We start from the raw sequence: 15,750 nt of genomic DNA on the forward strand, positions 1-15,750 counted from the left end.
CACAGACAGAGAGTCGGACAGCAGTTCCCGTGGGTTCCCGGCAATGAGGAGGAATGCAATGGCGAATTCAGCTACCGCACGTCTCGGATCGGCTCAACACACGTCAGGGGCTGGTGAGTTGAGGGAGAGGATCGGCACCTTCATCCGAACGAGGGTGATCCCCGCCGAGACCGTGCTGGACGCCGGTGGAGGCGACGCGACCGGCGCCCTGACGGAGTTGCGGGGAGCGGCACGGGCCGCCGGGCTGTGGGCCCTGCCGCTCCCGGCGGACCTGGGCGGCGGCGGCTTGGCCTTCCCTGAGTACGCGGCGCTCGCCGAGACCGAGGGCGCCAGCGACCACGGTCCCGCCGCACTGGGCTCCGCCCCGCTGCTCGACGTGACCATGCTGAGACGCCACGGCAGCACCCGGGTGCGCGAGGAGTACCTGAAGGGGCTGGTGGCGGGCGAGATACGCAGCTGCTACGCCATGACCGAACCGGGTGCGCCGGGCACCGCCCCGCTCCTCACCGCGACCCGGGCCGAGGCCCGGCCGGACGGCAACTGGTCCGTCAGCGGCCGCAAGTGGTTCACCTCCGGCGCCGCGGGTGCCGATCTCGTCACCGTGATGGCACGCACCGGGGGGACGGCACGCGATCGTGACGGGCTGGCGCTGTTCGTCGTACCGACCGGTTCACCCGGGTTCCGCGTCGTACGCGAACTCCCCGTACTCGGGGCGGCGGGCCAGTACGAGATCGAACTCGACCGGGTGGTAGTTCCCGCCGACCATCTCCTCGGCGCGGAGGGCTACGCCCTGGCCATCGCGGGCGAACGGCTCGCGCTCGGCCGCACCCTGCGCTGCCTGCGCTGGCTCGGCCAGGCCGAGCGGGCGTTCGACCTCATGTGTGAACGTGCCGCCACCCGCAACGGGGCGCGCGGGCCCCTCGCCGACCACCAGTTGGTCCAGCAGCACGTCTTCGACGCGCTCCTCGCCCTGCGCACCACCCGCCCCCTGGTCCACGAGGCGGTCGCGCTGATCGCGGCGGGCAGGGACGCCCGTACGGAAGTGGGGCTGGCCAAGGTCGCCGCTGCCCGGATGCTCCAGCAGGTCACCGACTCCGCCATCCAGGTGCACGGCGCCGCCGGGCTCGGCCCCGACACCGCGCTGCCGTCCCTGTTCCGCGGCGGGCGGGCGGCCCGCATCCTGGACGGCCCGGACGAACTGCACATCACCTCGGTGGCCGGCCGGGTACTGCGCGGCTACGGCCGGGGGCACGGTTCCCCTACACGCGGGTGATGTCGACAAGACCGTCGAGAGCGGCCAGTCCGAGGGCCAGGAAGAAGTCGCCCCAGATCAGTTCATGGCGCACCGCCAGGCCCTTGGCCGCGTCGTAGCAGCCGTCCAGGAGCATGCCCGCCGGGCGCCCGGGGTCCGGTCCGGTGAGGTGGGCCTCGACCAGGCGGTTCAGGATCGCCACGGCCCGGTGCGCACACACCGCGGCCCGGGGTCCCCCGGCACGTCCCAGCTTGAGCAGTGCGACGGCGGTGATCGCCGCCGCCGAGGTGTCCACCGCCCCCTGCGGCCTGGACACGTCATCGGGCGGGACGACCGGCCCGGTCAGCACCTCCGTCCGCGCCAGCAACTGCTCGGCGGCGAGGGCGAGCCGCTCCGGCCGCCGGCCGGCCACATCCGGACGCAAGCGCGCGTCGGCGACGGCCAGGAGCATCCACGCCTCGCCCCTGCTCCAGCCCGGTGCGGGGTCCTCGCGGGGGCGCCACCCCGTTGCCGCGTCGAACTGCCAGGCGGGCTTCGGCCGGCCGACGCTCCCGGCGGGCCCCTCGCCGAGAAAGAGGCCGAGGTGCCGGTGCAGATGTGCCGCCGCCACGGCCGGCCCGTCGCCGCCCGCTCCGGCCAGGAGGGGCACCAGACCCGGTACGGCGTCCGCCCGGGCCAGGAGCCGGGGTCCGCCGAACGCCGCGCCCCAGGGCACGATGCCGGACTCAGGATCGTACGAGGCCAGACAGGCCCGACCCGCCGCTCCTCGCAGCGCGGCGGCTTCCTCCGAATCGAAGGCCGGAGCCGTGGCGTACCAGAAGATCAGCCCCCGGGTGGCGGTGTCGGTGTCCACCCACGGCGCCAGACGGGCCGTGCACCGGGCGGCGGCGAGTCGGTCCGCTTCGCTGCGCGTGCAACGGGCTCGCAGCCACAGCAGCCCGGCCCAGAAACCACCGGTCCATGAACCGCGGCCGGTCGTCGTCCACCGGCCGTCGCCGGGCTCGGCGTACAACGGGAAACGCTCGCCGACCTCGGCCTCGGTCGCCGTCACCCGGTCGACGACGGCTGCGAGCGCCCGGCCGGCCCAGCTGTCGGCCGTCATCCCGCCGTCACCGTCCGCAGGCGCCGGTCCCGTACGCTCCAGAGGAAGGCGACCGCTCCCGCTGCGGCGAACTCCACCGCCACGAGCAACCAGCCCGTCCCGTACCGGCCGCTCTCCGCGAGCAGGCCGAACAGGGGCGGTCCCACGGCGAATCCGGCGAAGAACCCGGCCGCCACGAGCGCCGAGTCCGCTCCGGCCCGGCCGGGTACGGCACGCTGCATGACCAGCACCATCGAGACGGCATTGCCGGAGACCGCGAACACCCCGATGGCGACGGCACCGGCCCACACCAGCGGTATCGCGAGGAGCCCGGCTGCCAGCAGGGCCGCCGCACCCACCGCACCGCAGGCCAGCAGACCCGGCAGCCACTCAGCGCGCCCAGGGCGGGCGGCCTTCGACCAGCCGATCCGCCCGAGGATGCCCGCCACCCCGAGGGCGGCGACGAGACCGCCGGCCACGGTGGGGCCCATCCCCAGGCGCTCCACCCCGTACAGGGCCAGGTAGGTGTTGACGGAGGCGATGCCGGCTCCCAGGAACAGCGAGAAGCCCGCCAGCCAAGCCACCATGCCCCGTGGACGGTACGACGTCGAAGCGGGCGGAACCGACGCCGACGACGGGTCCGCCGGCAGCGCGCGCAGCGCCCACACCCCGGCGAGCAGAGCTACCCCGGCGGCGGTCCACACCGCGCCGCGCCAGCCGAGACCGCCCGCGAGTGCGGCCAGCGGCAGCCCGGCGGCGAACGCTCCCAGCTGCACACCGGACTGTTTGACTCCGGTCACCGCACCCCGCCGGGCAGGTTCGACCGTCGCCAGGATCGCCTTGTTGGTCGCGGGGTTGGCCAGAGCCTGGGGTATTCCCCCCAGCGCGACCGCACCCAGCAGCAGACCCGCTCCGGGAGCGGCCCCGATCAGCGCGAGCGCGAGGGCGGAGACGAGGAACAGGAGCACCAGCGAACGCCGGGGCCCGATCCGGTCCACCATCCGGCCGCCGCTCGGGGACAGCACGGCGGCCGTCCCGAATCCGACCGTGGTCGTCAGTCCCAGCATCGTGGGTGTGATGTCCAGCGCCTCCACCAGGCGCGGCCCCAGGGCACCCAGCAGGAACAACTGCAGCATCGAGAACGCCATGGCGCAGGTCAGCAACACGGTTACGGTGCGGGGCTCCCGCCCTCCCCTGCCCGGCGCTGTCGCTGCCGTTGTTCTCTCCGCCACCACAGAAGTCTCCGTTCCTCAGGAGTTGCAACAGCACGGCCTACCGAGAAGACAGTCGGACGAACCGGCGCTCCGGTTCCCTCATTCCCGACCGGAGTCCTGGGGCGGCGTTCCTCCGCGAGTCCGAAGGTCGACGCCACAGACGCCACATGATGTGCTGGGAGGATCAGTGCGAGACGATCGGCAGCTCACGAAGCCCTCTTCCACGCTCGCGAGGAGACCGACATGAAAATGCTCATCAACGTACCGGAGACCGTCGTCGCCGACGCCCTGCGGGGTATGGCGGCCGCACACCCCGAACTGACCGTCGATGTGGACAACCGGATCGTCGTGCGGCGGGACGCTCCCGTGGCGGGGAAGGTGGGGCTCGTCTCCGGGGGCGGGTCGGGGCACGAGCCGTTGCATGCCGGGTTCGTCGGGCCCGGGATGCTGTCGGCCGCCTGTCCCGGGGAGGTGTTCACCTCGCCCGTGCCGGACCAGATGGTGCGGGCGGCGGCGGCCGTCGACAGCGGGGCGGGGGTGCTGTTCGTCGTCAAGAACTACACCGGCGATTTGCTGAACTTCGCGATGGCCGCCGAGCTCGCCGAGGACGAGGGGGTGCAGGTCGCCCAGGTGGTGGTGGACGACGACGTGGCCGTCAGCGACAGTACGTTCACCGCGGGGCGGCGCGGTACGGGGGCGACCCTGTTCGTCGAGAAGATCGCCGGAGCGGCGGCGGACGAGGGTGCCCCGCTGGAGCGGGTCACCGCCCTGGCGCGGCAGGTGAACGGGGCCTCGCGGAGTTTCGGGGTGGCGCTGAGCGCGGTGACCACACCGGCGAAGGGCAGTCCCACCTTCGATCTGCCGCCCGGGGAGCTGGAGTTGGGCATCGGCATCCACGGCGAGCCGGGGCGTGAGCGGCGGTCGATGATGACGTCCGGGGAGATCGCCGACTTCGCCGTGAACGCGGTGCTGGAGGATCTCCGCCCGACCGGCCCCGTGCTGGCTCTGGTGAACGGCATGGGGGCGACGCCGCTGCTGGAGCTGTACGGGTTCAATGCCGAGGTCCAGCGGGTGCTGTCCGAGCGGGGTGTCCCCGTGGCTCGTACGCTCGTCGGGAACTACGTGACGTCGCTCGACATGGCAGGCTGCTCGGTGACGCTGTGCCAGGTGGACGAGGAGCTGCTGCGACTGTGGGACGCGCCCGTGCGGACGGCCGCGCTCCGCTGGGGCTGCTGATGCCTCCCGGGGCTCCCCGTACCGGGCCGGACCGAGGAACAGGAGATCACGTGCTCGACGCCGACTTCTTCCGCCGCTGGATGGCCGCCACCGCGGCCTCCGTGGAGCGGGAGGCGGACCATCTGACCGAGCTGGACTCGGCCATCGGGGACGCCGATCACGGAAGCAACCTCCAGCGCGGCTTCACGGCGGTGACCGCCGCGGTGGGGAAGGACGCCCCCGCCACCCCGGGCGCCGTGCTCACCCTGGCCGGGCGGCAGCTCATCTCCACCGTCGGCGGGGCGTCCGGGCCGCTGTACGGGACGCTGCTGCGCCGTACGGGCAAGGCGCTCGGGGAGGAGGCCGAGGTGACGCCGGACCAGTTCGCCCAGGCCTTCGCCGCGGGGGTCGCCGCGGTCGGGCAGCTGGGCGGGGCGCAGGCCGGGGACAAGACGATGCTGGACGCGCTGCTGCCCGCGGCACAGGCCCTGGGCTCGTCGTTCGAGGGCGCCGCGAACGCGGCCCGCGCGGGCGCCGAGGCGACGGTGCCGTTGCAGGCGCGCAAGGGGCGTGCCAGCTATCTCGGTGAGCGCAGCATCGGGCATCAGGACCCGGGCGCGACATCGGCGGCGCTGCTGGTGGAGGCCCTGGCGCGGACCGCGGCGGACGGGGGCGGCGCATGAGCGGCGAGCCGCAGGTGGGCATCGTGCTGGTCTCCCACAGCGGCCCGGTCGCCGACTCGGTGGCCGAGCTGGCCCGGGGGCTCGCCGCCGGTGGGGTGACCGCACCGGTCGCGGCGGCAGGAGGGCTGCCGAACGGCGGGCTCGGTACGAGCGCCGAGCTCATCGGCCGCGCCGCCGCATCGGTGGACCGTGGCGTCGGGGTCGCGGTCCTCGTGGACCTGGGCAGTGCGGTCCTCACAGTGAAGGCGATGCTCGCCGAGGGCGACGAACTGCCCCCGGACACCCAGCTGGTGGACGCGCCGTTCGTGGAGGGTGCGGTGGCCGCCGTGGTGACCGCATCGGCGGGCGGCGACCTCGCGGCGGTGGAGGCGGCGGCCTCGGAGGCGTACGGCTACCGCAAGACGTAGGGGCCACGACGTAGGGGTTTGGTGATATGCCGACAGGAAGGCGCAGCGCGGGTCTTCTCCTCTTCCGGGTCACGGGAACCGGGAGCGGCGGTGAGCGGGACGTCGAGGTGCTGATCGGGCACATGGGCGGCCCGTTCTGGGCGGGGCGGGAGGCGGCCGCCTGGTCGGTGCCCAAGGGCGAGTACGGACCGGAGGAGGACGCGGAGGCGGCGGCACGGCGGGAATTCGTGGAGGAGCTGGGGGTGTCCCTCCCGCCCGGCGACTGGATCGCGCTGGGCGAGGCCCGGCAGCGCAGTGGCAAGACGGTGACGGTGTGGGCGGTCGAGGCGGAGCTCGACGTGGCGTCCGTGGTGCCGGGGACGTTCACGATGGAGTGGCCGCGCGGCTCCGGCGTACAGCGGGAGTTCCCGGAGATGGACCGGTTCGCCTGGTGTACGCCGGAGGTGGCCGCCGAGCGGCTGGTCGCGGGCCAGCGGGTGTTCGTCGACCGGCTGCGCGCTCAGGTGCGCGGGACGGCCGCCTCCCCCGAGGCGTAGACCGGCGTCGCCCCTGCCGGGCGGCCGTTGCGCAGTTCCAGGACGTCGCCGGTGAAGCGGGCGCAGAAGCTGCGGTCGTGCGAGACGACGACGACCGCTCCCCGGTACTGGTCGAGGGCCGCCTCCAGCTCCTCCACCAGGCTGAGCGCGATGTGGTTCGTCGGCTCGTCCAGCACCAGCAGATCGGCCGGTCGGGTCATCAGGCGGGCCAGCGACAGCCTGCGCTGCTGGCCGATGGAGAGCGCCGCGACGGGCACGGCCAGGTCCTCGGGCCGGAACAGGCCGAGGGCCAGGAGCTCGTCGGCGTACTCGTCGGGGAAGCCGGGGCGGCCCGCCGCGAAGGTCGCGAGCAGGGTGCGCCGGGTCGGCCGGGCGGGCAGCTCCTGCGGGAGGTAGCCGACCCGGGCGCGGCGGTGGACGGTGCCGGTGTCGGGCGTCAGGTCCCCCGCGAGGACGCGCAGGAGCGTGGTCTTTCCCGCCCCGTTCTCTCCCTTGACCAGCAGGCGCGCTCCGGACTCCACGCGCAGGGAGGGGAGGTGGAGGCGGTCGCCCACGGAGACGGAGTCCAGTTCGAGGAGCGTCCGAGGGGCGGCGCCCCGGCCCGCGGACACGGCCGTCCCCTCGGTTTCCGTCGGGCGGCCGGTGAAGGCCGGTGGGCGGGGCGGGGCCGGTACGGGAGTCCGGCGCAGGGCCTCCAGCCGGGTGCGGGCGGCCCTGACCTGGCCGGACAGTTTCGCCTCGTGCGAGCGGCGGTGCTTGCCGAAGCCCTGCTTGGGGTCCTTGCCGGTGGCCGCGAGCCGTTGTCCTGCGGCCTCGGCCAGCTCTTCGGTGCGGGCCAGATCCGCCAGGTACTCCTGGTGTTCCTGTGCCCAGCGGCGGCGGGCGGCGGCCTTCGCGGTGCGGTAGCCGTCCCAGCCGTCCCCGTACCGGGTGACCGTGCGCAGGTCGCGGTCGACCTCCAGGATCACCGTGGTGACGCGCTCCAGGAACGCCCGGTCGTGGGTGATCGTGACGATGGTGCCCCGGTGGGCGCGCAGGTGCTCCTCCAGCCAGCCGACGGCCCGTGTGTCGAGGTGGTTGGTCGGTTCGTCGAGCAGCAGCAGTTCGGGGGCGGCGGCCAGGACGCAGGCCAGGGCCAGCCGGGACTGCTCACCGCCGGACAGGGTGGCGAGGGCCCGATCGCGGGTGATGCGGGCGAGGCCGAGGCCGTGCAGAGCCGCTTCGGTACGGGCGTCCGCCCGGTAGCCGTCGCGGTCCTCGTAGGCGGTGAGGAGGTCTCCGTACGCCGCGAGCTCCGCGTCCGTGGGCCCGGGGTCGCCGGGCTTGCGCTCCGAGAGGGCCGCCTCCGCCGCGCGGATGCGGTGTTCGAGGTCGCGCAGTTCGGCGAGGGCCGCGTCGACGGCGTCCTGTACGGTCCCGGCCGGGTCGAGGTCGAGCGTCTGGGCGAGGTAGCCGGTGCCGCCGGGGAACCGAACGGTGATCTCACCGCCGTCCGGCGCTTCCACCCCGGCCAGCAGCCGGAGCAGGGTCGACTTTCCGGAGCCGTTCTCGCCGATCACGGCGGTCTTCTCGCCAGGCCGGACGGTGAGGGTGACCTGGTCGAGTACGGAGCGGTCCCCGTACGCCTTGGAGACGTCCTTGAGGGTCAGTTGAGCGCGGTCGCGCTGGGGGTGCATGGGTGCCTGTTCCCTGGGTGACGGCCCGCGACAGCGCGCACGGGGGCGCGGCGGAAGCGGGGCGTGGATGCCGGACGGCGGAGGGGACGGCGAGGGCACGCGCGGCTCGCGAGCGCGCGGCGGCCGTCCGGGCCGGGAATCAGCGGAAGTAGTAGTACGAACCCATGGCGTCGAGTGTAACGGGGGTGCCGCCACCCGTGCCGGGGATTTCTCCCCGGGAGTACCGGGGCGGGTCGCGTGGAGCGGGGGCGGGTCAGTCACGGGGGGGACGGCCCGGCCGTTGCTCCGGCCTTCGTGCGGATCAGGGCGCAGTGGCATCCGGGGACGACTGCGGGCCCGGGCGCTCGCTCAGACAGCGGCGGCCCGTCGGCGCAGCCGGTCCTCGGCCGGCGCCCGGCGCAGGGCGAGCGCGGCGATGTCGTCGCGCCGGACGCCGTCGGAGAAGTCCTCCAGGTCGGCGTGGAGCGCGGCGAGCAGTTCGCGCGGCCCCCGCCCGGCCCAGCGCCCGACCCGGTCGTCCAGGGGGTAGAAGGCCCCGGCGGCGTCACGGGCCTCGGTCACCCCGTCCGTGACGACGAGGAGCGTCGCGTCCGACGGGAGGGCGAACGACTCGGTCGTACGGATCTCCCTGCTGAGCCCGGCGAGGCCGAGGGGCACGTACGTCCGGTGGAGCGTGACGGCCGAGGCCCGGCCCTCGTGCAGGAGCCTCGGCGGCAGGTGGCCGCAGTTCACGGCCTCCACGCGGCCGCTCTCGTCGAACCCGAGAACCAGCGCGGTGACGAAGCGCTCGGCCTCCCCCGTCTGGGCGGAGAAGACGTTGTGCCGGACGACGGCGTCCTCCAGGGCCTCCACCACTCCGGTGAGCGTGGGCTCGCGGATCGCCGCCTCACGGAACGCGGCGATGGCCGCGAACCCGGCGCCGATGGCCGCGATCCCCTTGCCCTGGACGTCCCCGATGATCACCCGGGTGCCGTGGGGCGACTCGACGACCTCGTAGATGTCGCCGCCGACGAAGCGGTCCTCCTCGATCGGCTCGTAGAGCCCGTACGCGAAGACGTGATCGGTCACGACGGGCAGCGGCCGCAGGATCTGGCGCTGCAGAGCGACGGCGGCGGAGCGCAGCCGCGCCATCTCGGTGGCGTGCCGGATACGGGCCGCGCAGGCGGCGACGCCCAGGGCACAGGCGAGCACGGCGAAGCCGATGCCGAAGACGAAGTCCCAGAAGGTTCCGTCCGCGCCGACCCGGAAACCGACGACGACCGTGGTCATCCACACCGCGACCCAGACCGTCTGGCGGAGGGTGCAGTAGACGGAGGCCAGGGCCGGGACGACCACGAGCAGCGGAACGACCCGCAGCTCATCGCCCGTCGTGTGGTCGAGGAACACCACCAGCACGGTCAGCAGCGCCAGCCCGGCGGCCAGCGGCCAGTCGCCGATCCGGCTCGCGGACGCCGCGATGACGCCAGTGTCGGAGGCGACGGCCGCTTCCGTACCGGGCAGGGCGGCATTCCGGTTCCGGGCCGCGTTCCGGCCTCGCGCCGTGTGCTGCTTCCGTGCCATGCGCAGGTTCCTCATGGGCACGGCCTGTCCTCCCGCTGGTCTGTCGGCGCCGCCCGCAGTTTCGGCCGGTCCCTTCCAGTTGACCGGGACCGGGGCGTCGGCGCAGGAGGGCTTAGGACCCTCAGGGGGTGCCGAAGGTCCCGGGCGGGACCTGTGACCCGGGACTTTCGACCCCCGGGCGGGGGCCGGGTCAGCGCAGCGAGGGCCTACGGGGGCATTCGGCCTACAGAAGCTTCGCGGGGGCGAGGGCGGAGAGGAACTCCGTCCGGCGGCGGAGCCGGAAGCCGAGCGATTCGTAGAGCCGGATCGCCCTGGTGTTGGAACCGGCCGCGTGCAGGAACGGGGTTTCGCCGCGCTCGCGGATTCCGTGCGCGACCGCCAGGACCAGTCGGCTGGCCAGCCCCTGCCCCCGTACGGACTCGTCCGTGCAGACGCCGCTGATCTCGGTCCAGCCGGGCGGATGCAGCCGCTCCCCTGCCATCGCCACCAGCGCCCCGCGCCGCCGGATGCCCAGGTAGGCGCCCATCTCGACGGTGCGCGGCAGGAAGGGGCCGGGGCGGGTGCGCGCCACCAGGTCCAGCATCTCCGGCACGTCCGCCGGGCCCAGCCGGACCGCTTCCGGGTCCGGGGCCGCGGCCACCGACTCGTCGACGAGCTGGACGCCCTCGGCCCGGAAGAGGATCTCCCAGTCGTGCGGCGGCGGCTCCCGGAACGCGGTCAGGGCTATGGGGCCGGTGTCCCCGGCGAGCGCCGCGACGTCGGCCCAGTCCTGGGCGTCCGGGGCGTCGGGGAGCGCCAGCCACGGGCTGACGTCGACGGGGTAGCGCAGGATGCGCCCGCGGCGCACGGCGAAGTGGGCGTGCGGGCCGGTGAGGGAGGACCGGGCCGGGTTGTCCAGCGGATGGTGGCGGGACGGGGGGAGCGGGTCGGCCTCGGGGCGGGCCTGGTGCTGTGCCGTGGGGCTGCCGGGGTACTGCACGGGACGTTGCGCCTTTCCGGGTCGTCGGCGTCGGACGGCGGACGGCCGCTTCGAGCACGCCACGCCCACCAGGGGAAAGGCCGATGCCCACGGCGCGTATTCCACGACCGGCCGCTGTTCCTGAGACCGCGGCCGACCGAGCGCGCCGCCCGGCCCCGGCGGCCCGGCCTTCCGCCGCCCCGCGCGCGGCGCACGGCCGCGCGGAGGAGCGGCGAATTCGACTCATCCCTAGGCCGATACAAGCCGGTCGGGCCCCAACTGCCCCCCGCCTGTGGCACTCTGGTGGCGACCGCCCCACCGGGCTCCCCCGTACCGGTGGGGCGGTTCTGCGCGCCTCCGCGGCTCCCACCCTGTCTGTGACGGCACTTCAGTGCCGAACAGGGCTCGTTTCCGGCCAACTCGCGCCACGTGGCCAGATCACCTCCCTCCTTCACGTATGACAGCCCCGACTCAGGGCAGGCGACGAGACCTCATGGCCTACGACCAGAGGAGCGTGACGGAATGACGGAGCACAGTGCGCAGATCGCCGGTCCGGAGCGGGCGGGCGCCACGGAGGAGCTTCCGTGGATCGAGGACGCCGGGAAGGTCGCCCCGATGGACGCGCGCCGGCTCTCACGCCTCTTCTTCGACCGTCTCCAGGTGCTGGACGAGGGCACGCACGAGTACCAGTACGCGCGCAACACCCTCATAGAGATGAACCTGTCCCTGGTCCGCTTCGCCGCCAACCGCTTCCGCAACCGGGGCAGCGGCGACATGGAGGACATCATCCAGGTCGGCACGGTCGGGCTGATCAAGGCGATCGACCGGTTCGACCTCTCCCGGGAGGTCGAGTTCACCTCGTTCGCGGTGCCGTACATCGTGGGCGAGATCAAGCGGTTCTTCCGCGACACCAGCTGGGCGGTGCATGTGCCCCGACGCCTCCAGGAGCTGCGGGTCGACCTCGCCAAGTCGAAGGAGTCGCTCGCGGGCGACCTCGACCGGGACCCGACCGTGCCGGAGCTGGCGGATCACCTGGGCATCGAGGAGTCCGAGGTCACCGAGGGCATCGTCGCCTCCAACGGGTACACGGCGGGATCCCTGGACATGCCGACCGACGCCTCCGAGGCCGGGCCCCACGGGACGGCGGGGCGGACGTTCGCCGATGTGCTCGGCGAACCGGATCCCGCGATGGAGAGCGTCGAGAACCTCCACGCCCTCGCACCGCTGCTGGACGAACTGGACGAACGCGAACGCCGGATCATCGACATGCGCTTCGGCCGCGAGATGACCCAGGCGCAGATCGGCACGGAACTGGGGATATCGCAGATGCATGTGTCCCGGCTGCTGAACCGCATGCTGGGCAGGCTGCGGAGCGCCATGCTCGCCCAGGAGTGAGCCCTCGGCCCGCACGCCGCGAACCGCGGGCCGCACACGCGTTGTGGTTCTGACTGATGCATCAGTCAGAACCACAACGCCGCTCCACTCGCCCGCGACCAACCCATCGAAATTGAGGTTTTCTCAACACACCGTTACGGTGGCTGACCATGCAGCAGGACGAGGTGGCCGCACGGGTCCGGCATGTGATCGACGCGGCGGGGGTGAGCGCCCGGGAGTTCGCGCGGCGGATCGTCATCGATCCGTCGAAGCTCTCCCGTTCCCTGAACGGGACGCGCCGTTTCACCGCCGCCGAGCTGGCCCGTATCGCCGATATCGGCGGCGTGGACGTCGGGTGGCTCCTCGGCTCGGCGGCCGGTACGGCAGCGGCACCGCCACCCGTACGTTCGCCGTCCCACCCGCGCCCGCCCTCGCCCGCACCGGAGGGCGGCAGGCCCTTGCAGATCGTGCGCGAGACCGTCCGGCTGATCGCCGAGCGCGGTTTCCACGCCGTACGGGTCGCGGACATCGCCGCGGCCTGCGACACCAGCACCGCGGCGATCCACTACCACTTCCCCGGCCGCGACGAACTCCTCGAAGCGGCCGTGCGCTGGTGCATGGACGAGGACACCCGCCGCCGTGCGGAGGCCACGGCCGGGACCCGCCATGCCGGGGACGAGCTGCGCCTGCTGATCGCGCTCCAGACTCCCCGCACGGATCAGCAGCGGCGGCAGTGGTGCGTCTGGCTCGACCTGTGGGCGGAGGCCGCCCGGTCCACCACCGTCGGACGGCTCCACGTGGAGTACTACCGCCAGTGGCGGGAGACGGTCGCCGACGTGATCCGGCGCGGCATCGAACAGCGCGTGTTCCGCCCGGTCGACGCGGACGGAGCGGCCCTCGCCCTCACCGCGCTGATCGACGGGCTGGCCTCCCAGGTCCTGGCCACCGAGCCCGGCCGTCCGGGCACCGACGCACAGTCCATGCACGACGCGCTGCTCGCCCATGTGGACGCCTGCCTCAGCGCGCCCACGCGTGCCTGACCTCCCGCCCGCCTCCGAAGAAGACTCCCCACTCCCCACTCCCCGAGAGGAGACGCCCCCACATGCCCGTGAACCAGGACGTCATCATCACCTGCGCCCTCACCGGAGCCGGTGACACCGTCGGCCGAAGCCCCCATGTTCCGGTGACCCCCGAGCAGATCGCCGCGTCGGCGGTCGAGGCCGCCGGAGCCGGGGCGGCAGTGGTGCACATCCATGTCCGTGAGCCGGAGACCGGCGCGCCCTCCCGCGACCCCCGCCTGTACCGCGAGGTCGTCGAGCGCATCCGGGAGAGCGGCACGGACGTCGTCATCAACCTGACCGCCGGAATGGGCGGGGACCTGGTGATCGACCCGCAGGCCCCGCTCCGCCGGCTGCCGGGCACCGACCTGGTCGGCGGGCTGGAACGGCTGCCGCACGTCGAGGAGTTGCTGCCCGACATCTGCACCCTGGACTGCGGTTCGCTCAACTTCGGCGACGGCAGCAACCTCTACGTCTCGACCCCCGACATGCTGCGCACCGGCGCGAAGCGCATCCGGGAACTCGGGGTCCGGCCCGAGCTGGAGATCTTCGACACCGGGCAGCTGTGGTTCGCCAAGCAGCTCCTCGCCGAGGGCCTGCTCGACGACCCCACGGTCTTCCAGCTCTGCATGGGCATCCCGTGGGGCGCGCCCGCCGACCCGGGCGTCCTCCAGTCGATGGTCAACATGCTGCCCACCGGCGCCCAGTGGGCGAGCTTCGCCCTCGGCCGGATGCAGATGCCGTGGGTCGCGCAGTCGATCCTGCTCGGCGGACACGTCCGGGTCGGCCTGGAGGACAACCTCTACCTGGGCAAGGGCGTCAAGGCCACCAACGCCCAGCTGGTGGAGCGCGCCGTACGGATCACCGAGTCCCTCGGCTCCCGGGTCGCCACGCCCGACGAGGCCCGCAAGAAGCTCGGCCTGCGCCCGCGCACCTGACGCTCCTCCCTCCCCCCATCTTCCTTCCCCTCTCCTCCCCTCCCCCCCCTTTTCCCGCCTCGCCCGCCTCTCCCACCTCTCCCGTCTCTTCCCCCCCACCTCGTTCTGGAGTGCCGTCCGTGTCTGTCACCCCCTCGGCCGCCGTGCCCGCCCCCGCCCCCTGCGCCCCGGAGGACGTACGCCGTGTCGCGTGCATCGGGGCCGGGGTGATCGGCGGTGGCTGGGCCGCCCATTTCCTCGCCCGCGGTTACGACGTCACCGCCTGGGACCCGGCACCCGACGCGGCGGCCCGGCTGCGCCGCCTGATCGCCGCCGCATGGCCCGCGCTGGAGCAGCTCGGCCTGGCCGAGGGTGCGTCGCCGGACCGGCTGACCGTTGCCGCGACACTCGAAGAGGCCGTCGCCGAGGCCCAGTTCGTCCAGGAGAGCGCCCCGGAGAAGCTGGACCTCAAGCGCGACCTGCTGGCCCGGCTGGACGCCGCCGCACCCGCCGGTACGGTGATCGCCTCGTCCACCTCCGGCTACCCGATGACGGACATGCAGACCGAGGCCGCCACCCCCGGACGGCTCGTCGTCGGGCACCCCTTCAACCCGCCCTACCTCATCCCCCTGGTCGAGGTCGTCGGCGGCGAACGGACCGCTCCCGCGGCGGTGGAGTGGGCTTCGCGCTTCTACGAGGCCGCGGGCAAGTCCGTCATCACCATGGACCGCGAGGTGCCGGGCTTCATCGCCAACCGGCTCCAGGAAGCCCTGTGGCGGGAGGCCCTGCACATGGTCGCGAACGGTGAGGCGTCCGTGGCGGAGATAGACGCGTCGATCACCGAGGGACCGGGGCTGCGCTGGGCGGTGATGGGCCCGATGCTGACGTTCGCCCTCGCGGGCGGCGAGGGAGGCATGGCCCATATGCTCGACCACTTCGGTCCCTCACTGAAGTCACCCTGGACCCGGCTCGAAGCCCCCGAACTGGACCGCACCCTGTACGACGCGGTGGTCGCGGGCTGCGAGGAGGCGGCCGACGGCCGGAGCATCGCGGACCTGGTGGCAGAGCGCGACCGGGGCGTGATCGACGTCCTGCGCGCGACCGGCCGCCTGCCCCGGTCGGCCGAGGAGGCCACCCGATGAACGAGCAGCAGACTCCCGCGGCGACAGAGGAGACAGCGGTGGCGGAGGAGACGACCGTGATCGGGGACGCCGCAGAACTCCCCCTGGTCCGCCGGACCGTGCGGCCCGAGTGGATCGACTACAACGGCCATATGAGCGAGGCGTTCTACGTCCTGGTCTTCGGGCACGCCACCGACGCCATGATGATCGAGACCGGCCTGCACGCCGGATACCGCGAGAGCACCGGCTGCTCGCTCTACACCGTCGAGTCCCACATCCGCTACCTCCGCGACGTGGCCGAGGGCGCTCATCTGGCCATCCGCACGCGCTTGTTGGGGACGGACGCGAAGAAGGTGCGCCTCTGCCACGAGCTGTACGCGCTCGGCTCGCCCGACGCCGTACCGGAACCGGACGCCGCCCCGGTCGCGACGAGCGAGCTGCTCGCGCTCCACGTGGACCAACAGGCGGGCCGCACCACGCCGTTCCCCGAAGCCGTCCGGGCACGGCTGGCCGGGCTCACCGAACCGGCCCCCGCGTGGGCGGGCCGCTCCATCGCCGAGGTGCCGACGCCCCGCTGAGCCGGGACGGAACCCGCCGCACGATCCAGCACGGCGCGGACATCGTGGTCCACTTCGGGTCTCAGGCGGCCGAAGGCGACCGCGCACCACCCGCAGGGCTCTCTGTACCACGCGGTGGTA

At 73.4% G+C, this 15,750-nt stretch carries 15 protein-coding genes; 10 read left to right on the forward strand and 5 right to left on the reverse strand.

The features are described from left to right. Positions 1–58 precede the first annotated feature (58 nt). The gene (locus RI138_RS01300) at positions 59–1,273 is read left to right on the forward strand and encodes an acyl-CoA dehydrogenase family protein (protein WP_311118393.1); all 1,215 of its coding nucleotides are present in this window, start codon (positions 59–61) and stop codon (positions 1,271–1,273) included. Here the strand turns inward: RI138_RS01300 and RI138_RS01305 are convergent. Then, on the reverse strand, positions 1,260–2,354 hold the full coding sequence (locus RI138_RS01305) for a sugar ABC transporter permease (RefSeq protein ID WP_311118394.1): 1,095 nt from the start codon (positions 2,352–2,354) through the stop codon (positions 1,260–1,262). The genes RI138_RS01300 and RI138_RS01305 overlap by 14 nt on opposite strands. Continuing rightward, a complete protein-coding gene (locus tag RI138_RS01310) occupies positions 2,351–3,481 on the reverse strand; it encodes an MFS transporter (RefSeq protein ID WP_398864185.1) in 1,131 nt (376 codons plus the stop codon). Before RI138_RS01310 ends, RI138_RS01305 begins: the two co-directional genes overlap by 4 nt. A gap of 309 nt (positions 3,482–3,790) precedes the next feature. Here RI138_RS01310 and dhaK point away from each other — a divergent pair, with 309 nt between their 5' ends. From dhaK to RI138_RS01330, 4 genes are read left to right on the forward strand one after another with little or no spacing between them, the layout of a single operon-like run. Further along, positions 3,791–4,783, forward strand: coding sequence for a dihydroxyacetone kinase subunit DhaK (dhaK, locus tag RI138_RS01315; RefSeq protein ID WP_311118396.1), 993 nt, complete (start codon positions 3,791–3,793; stop codon positions 4,781–4,783). A gap of 50 nt (positions 4,784–4,833) precedes the next feature. Beyond that, positions 4,834–5,445, forward strand: coding sequence for a dihydroxyacetone kinase subunit DhaL (gene dhaL, locus RI138_RS01320; RefSeq protein ID WP_096623965.1), 612 nt, complete (start codon positions 4,834–4,836; stop codon positions 5,443–5,445). Then, complete coding sequence (locus tag RI138_RS01325) at positions 5,442–5,852, forward strand: PTS-dependent dihydroxyacetone kinase phosphotransferase subunit DhaM (RefSeq protein WP_311118397.1); 411 nt, start codon at positions 5,442–5,444, stop codon at positions 5,850–5,852. Before dhaL ends, RI138_RS01325 begins: the two co-directional genes overlap by 4 nt. Positions 5,853–5,878: 26 nt before the next feature. Beyond that, the gene (locus tag RI138_RS01330; protein ID WP_311118398.1) at positions 5,879–6,388 is read left to right on the forward strand and encodes an NUDIX domain-containing protein; all 510 of its coding nucleotides are present in this window, start codon (positions 5,879–5,881) and stop codon (positions 6,386–6,388) included. On the opposite strand, the gene abc-f is transcribed toward RI138_RS01330, so the two are convergent. From abc-f to RI138_RS01345, 3 genes are all read right to left on the reverse strand, one after another. Further along, positions 6,352–8,064: a ribosomal protection-like ABC-F family protein gene (abc-f, locus tag RI138_RS01335; protein WP_311118399.1), complete on the reverse strand. Its 1,713-nt coding sequence runs from the start codon at positions 8,062–8,064 to the stop codon at positions 6,352–6,354. The genes RI138_RS01330 and abc-f overlap by 37 nt on opposite strands. Before the next feature lie 348 nt (positions 8,065–8,412). Then, positions 8,413–9,624 carry a PP2C family protein-serine/threonine phosphatase gene (locus RI138_RS01340; RefSeq protein ID WP_311118400.1) on the reverse strand — a complete coding sequence of 404 codons (1,212 nt, stop codon included), beginning with the start codon at positions 9,622–9,624 and terminating at the stop codon, positions 8,413–8,415. Positions 9,625–9,847: 223 nt separating this feature from the next. Continuing rightward, positions 9,848–10,522, reverse strand: a complete 675-nt coding sequence (locus tag RI138_RS01345) for a GNAT family N-acetyltransferase (RefSeq protein ID WP_311122779.1) — start codon at positions 10,520–10,522, stop codon at positions 9,848–9,850. A 582-nt stretch (positions 10,523–11,104) separates the two neighbouring features. On the opposite strand from RI138_RS01345, the gene RI138_RS01350 reads away from it, so the two are divergent. From RI138_RS01350 to RI138_RS01370, 5 genes are all read left to right on the forward strand, one after another. Beyond that, entirely contained in the window at positions 11,105–11,977 is an 873-nt protein-coding gene (locus tag RI138_RS01350; protein WP_311118401.1) for an RNA polymerase sigma factor SigF, read from the forward strand. A gap of 149 nt (positions 11,978–12,126) precedes the next feature. Then, positions 12,127–12,996 carry a TetR family transcriptional regulator C-terminal domain-containing protein gene (locus tag RI138_RS01355; protein ID WP_311118402.1) on the forward strand — a complete coding sequence of 290 codons (870 nt, stop codon included), beginning with the start codon at positions 12,127–12,129 and terminating at the stop codon, positions 12,994–12,996. A gap of 62 nt (positions 12,997–13,058) precedes the next feature. After that, on the forward strand, positions 13,059–13,952 hold the full coding sequence (locus tag RI138_RS01360) for a BKACE family enzyme (protein WP_311118403.1): 894 nt from the start codon (positions 13,059–13,061) through the stop codon (positions 13,950–13,952). 119 nt (positions 13,953–14,071) lie between these two features. Beyond that, complete coding sequence (locus RI138_RS01365) at positions 14,072–15,073, forward strand: 3-hydroxyacyl-CoA dehydrogenase NAD-binding domain-containing protein (RefSeq protein ID WP_311118404.1); 1,002 nt, start codon at positions 14,072–14,074, stop codon at positions 15,071–15,073. Then, positions 15,070–15,630: a thioesterase family protein gene (locus RI138_RS01370; RefSeq protein WP_311118405.1), complete on the forward strand. Its 561-nt coding sequence runs from the start codon at positions 15,070–15,072 to the stop codon at positions 15,628–15,630. Before RI138_RS01365 ends, RI138_RS01370 begins: the two co-directional genes overlap by 4 nt. Positions 15,631–15,750: the final 120 nt, after the last annotated feature.

The sequence above is a fragment of the Streptomyces durocortorensis genome (assembly GCF_031760065.1).
Classification (GTDB): Bacteria; Actinomycetota; Actinomycetes; order Streptomycetales; family Streptomycetaceae; genus Streptomyces.

What these genes read in the sequence shown, in the direction of transcription:
- RI138_RS01300 (WP_311118393.1), top strand. Translation starts at nt 59, where the DNA reads ATGGCGAATTCAGCTACCGCACGTCTCGGATCGGCTCAACACACGTCA.
- RI138_RS01305 (WP_311118394.1), bottom strand. Translation starts at nt 2,354, where the DNA reads ATGACGGCCGACAGCTGGGCCGGCCGGGCGCTCGCAGCCGTCGTCGAC.
- RI138_RS01310 (WP_398864185.1), bottom strand. Translation starts at nt 3,481, where the DNA reads ATGGCGTTCTCGATGCTGCAGTTGTTCCTGCTGGGTGCCCTGGGGCCG.
- dhaK (WP_311118396.1), top strand. Translation starts at nt 3,791, where the DNA reads ATGAAAATGCTCATCAACGTACCGGAGACCGTCGTCGCCGACGCCCTG.
- RI138_RS01325 (WP_311118397.1), top strand. Translation starts at nt 5,442, where the DNA reads ATGAGCGGCGAGCCGCAGGTGGGCATCGTGCTGGTCTCCCACAGCGGC.
- RI138_RS01330 (WP_311118398.1), top strand. Translation starts at nt 5,879, where the DNA reads ATGCCGACAGGAAGGCGCAGCGCGGGTCTTCTCCTCTTCCGGGTCACG.
- abc-f (WP_311118399.1), bottom strand. Translation starts at nt 8,064, where the DNA reads ATGCACCCCCAGCGCGACCGCGCTCAACTGACCCTCAAGGACGTCTCC.
- RI138_RS01340 (WP_311118400.1), bottom strand. Translation starts at nt 9,624, where the DNA reads ATGGCACGGAAGCAGCACACGGCGCGAGGCCGGAACGCGGCCCGGAAC.
- RI138_RS01350 (WP_311118401.1), top strand. Translation starts at nt 11,105, where the DNA reads ATGACGGAGCACAGTGCGCAGATCGCCGGTCCGGAGCGGGCGGGCGCC.
- RI138_RS01355 (WP_311118402.1), top strand. Translation starts at nt 12,127, where the DNA reads ATGCAGCAGGACGAGGTGGCCGCACGGGTCCGGCATGTGATCGACGCG.
- RI138_RS01360 (WP_311118403.1), top strand. Translation starts at nt 13,059, where the DNA reads ATGCCCGTGAACCAGGACGTCATCATCACCTGCGCCCTCACCGGAGCC.
- RI138_RS01370 (WP_311118405.1), top strand. Translation starts at nt 15,070, where the DNA reads ATGAACGAGCAGCAGACTCCCGCGGCGACAGAGGAGACAGCGGTGGCG.